Source organism: Motilimonas pumila (assembly GCF_003596335.1).
GTDB lineage: Bacteria > Pseudomonadota > Gammaproteobacteria > Enterobacterales > CBDFNC01 > Motilimonas > Motilimonas pumila.
In genome coordinates this window covers 1-2,830 of sequence record NZ_QZCH01000071.1, presented here as the reverse complement: position 1 = coordinate 2,830, position 2,830 = coordinate 1, and the positions used below count along the sequence as shown (strand labels likewise).

General features: G+C 47.3%; 1 protein-coding gene. It reads left to right on the top strand.

The annotated features are described in order from the left end of the window. A partial coding sequence (locus tag D1Z90_RS20290; RefSeq protein ID WP_198419278.1) for a condensation domain-containing protein occupies nt 1–2,830 on the top strand: 2,830 nt, incomplete at both ends.

The following is a 2,830-nucleotide window of genomic DNA, read 5'->3' as shown; positions in this document are numbered from 1 at the left end:
GCAGTTAGTGAGCAGGGTGAAGCAAAGCGGGTTTAATTTAACGCCAAAGAAGGTGTTTGACGCGCCTGTGTTATCTCTGCTTGCACAGCAAATGGAGCAGAGTCAATTTATTAAAGCCGATCAAAAGCCTTTAATTGGTGAGGCTTTATTGCTGCCTTTGCAGCAAGTGTTTAGTCGCCAATACGGCGTTGCCAACGCCAATCAATATTTACAATTTTCCTTACCTCAAGCCCTTGATAGTCAAGCATTGCAGCAGGCTATTGCCCTTGTCGTAAAACACCATGACAGCTTACGGATGCAGCAACAGTCAAACGGTCAGATTTATTACGTTGCACCAGAGCAAGGAAATTTTTATTTTAGCATCCACCCAGAGGCGGATTTAGACCATTTAAATCGGCAGGTAGACCTAACATTGGCGTGTACTTTAGCCGTGTTATATCAAGAAAATAGTCAAGTTTATGATAACGCTGCTATGATCACACTGGTTGCTCACCATATGGTGGTCGACGCGTACTCTTGGCGCATTATTTTGGCGGATCTACAAACCTGCTATCAACAAATAAAAGCAGGCACTAAGGTCGCTTTTCCTCGAAAAACACATACCCTTAATGATTGGCAAAACGCGTTATCTCAATGGTCAGTAACAGCGCCCGCTTGGTTATCTCAGTCGTCTCATTCACCCTTGTTCAATCAAGCTTTAGGTCAGCAAATATTAACGCGCCAAGTCAGTTTTGACGCAGTGCAAGTGGCGAGCTGGCAAGCGCAAAGTCAAACCTATGCCCGTTTGACTTTAGAAGAGTTGTTACTGTTGGCTGTGACCGAGACCTTATTCAACCGCTCTGGTCAGTCGCATTGTACCATTTACAAAGAAAGCCATGGTCGCTTTGGCGAGTCGTTTGATTTAGACCTATCGCAAACGACGGGCTGGTTTACCTCGGCATACCCATTAACATTTGCAAGTCAAACGAGCCTAGCACTGCAAGTGAAAGAGCTTAAGGCTAAATCACGCGCGGTTGAGTTGGGCGGGATTGCATACAGTGCTCAGCAGCTGCAACACGGTGTTATACAGAGTGCTAAAGACTGTTTATTTAACTTCCTGGGTCAAGTACCGGCACACTCTAATTGGCAATTGTTAGACTCTGGCCTATGGCGCGACGACACTATCGTAGCGGATGCTGCAGTGGTGGTGAACGCGGCTCTTGAGCAAGGGCAATTAAAGGTTGAGTTTGAGTTTGCCGCGACGTGTTTTTCTGATTTAGAGGCCGACAGTTTCAGCAGTCAGTTTACCGAGTCTTTGGCCGAAATAGATAACTTTATGGCGCTTAACCCTGCCATTGTCACCCCTGAAGATGTGATGGCAGAGGTCTCTCAGGCGGAGTTAGATAAACTCGACCAAAATGTGAGTGATATTTTACCTGCCACCGCGTTGCAGCAAGGCTTAGTATTTCATTCTCAGCTTCGCCAGGGAAGCAACTACATCAACCAAGTGTGCTTGCCGATGACACAGCTTGATCCTGTGCGTTTACAACAAGCCTGGCAAACACTATTAACCCGCCATGATACTTTGCGTGCATATTTTGCTGCGCTGCTTGGCAGCGAGCGGGTGGTGATTGCCAAAGAGCTGTCATTGCCATGGCAACAACATGACTTCACCGCGCCAAGCGACGATACCCAAGGCGACCCTAACGAGCGCTTAGAAAAGCTCAAACAACGTCGTGTTAGCGATGGTTTTGACCTCTACCAAGGGCCGTTATGGCGAGTCGATTTAGCGCAGTTAAGCGCCGACGACTATGCGTGCGTATTTACCTTACATCATGTCTTAATGGATGGCTGGAGTAGTGGTGTATTATTTGGCGAACTTCTGCGGAGTTACCACCAACAAAGCTTGCCTTCTGCGGTGCAGTACGCTGAATATTTAAAGTGGCTTGAGCAGCAAGATATGGCCCATAGCTTGGAATATTGGCAAGGCTACGTCAGCCAAATAAAAGCGCCTTCTTTATTGGCGGAAGAGCGTGGCAGCCAAACCAATAAGCACGGGCAGCAACGGCATAAAGTGGTGTTTTCTGAAACTGAGTTAGCGGCTTTTAATCAAGGTTTAAAACAGCACCATTTAACCCTTAACACCTTGATGCAAGGCGCTTGGGTAAAAACCTTGGGGCAATTGCTCAATCAACCTCAAGTTGTGTTTGCTAATACGGTAGCGGGCAGACCGCCGGCCCTCGAACAAGCGAATAACATGGTGGGGCTATTTATTAATACCTTGCCTATGGTTGTTAACCAATCCCAAAGCGAAGGTTGGGTTAATTGGTTGCAACAAATACAACAGCAAGGTGTTGCCCAGCGCGAGCACGATTTTGTCTCTCTGGCGGAGATTCAGGCTCTTGCGAACTGGGGCAGTAACTCGCTGTTCGATACCTTAATGGTATTTGAAAACTACCCAATGGATTTCTCTCAACTAGCAGCAGGGCCAAATGATTTACAAATTGGTGAGCCCTCAAGTCAAGAGCAAACCCATTACCCGCTGACTTTAGCCATTTTCCCGTCAACGCAATTACACGTGGATTTTGCTTATGATGCATCACGCTTTGAAGGCGACTTTATTGAGCAAGTAGCACAGCTATTTGTGCACCATTGTCAGCAACTATTTGCACAGATGGATAGCTCAGCAGCCAGTTACGCGCCTTTACCACAAGCTCAGTTAGATAGCTTGGCGAGTTTTAACCCTACTAGTGCAGCATACCAAAGCTCGCAAATGTTCAGCGACTTGGTCGACCAACAAGCCGCGCAGCGGCCAGAGGCGATAGCCTTGGTTCACGGCAAACGTCGCGTC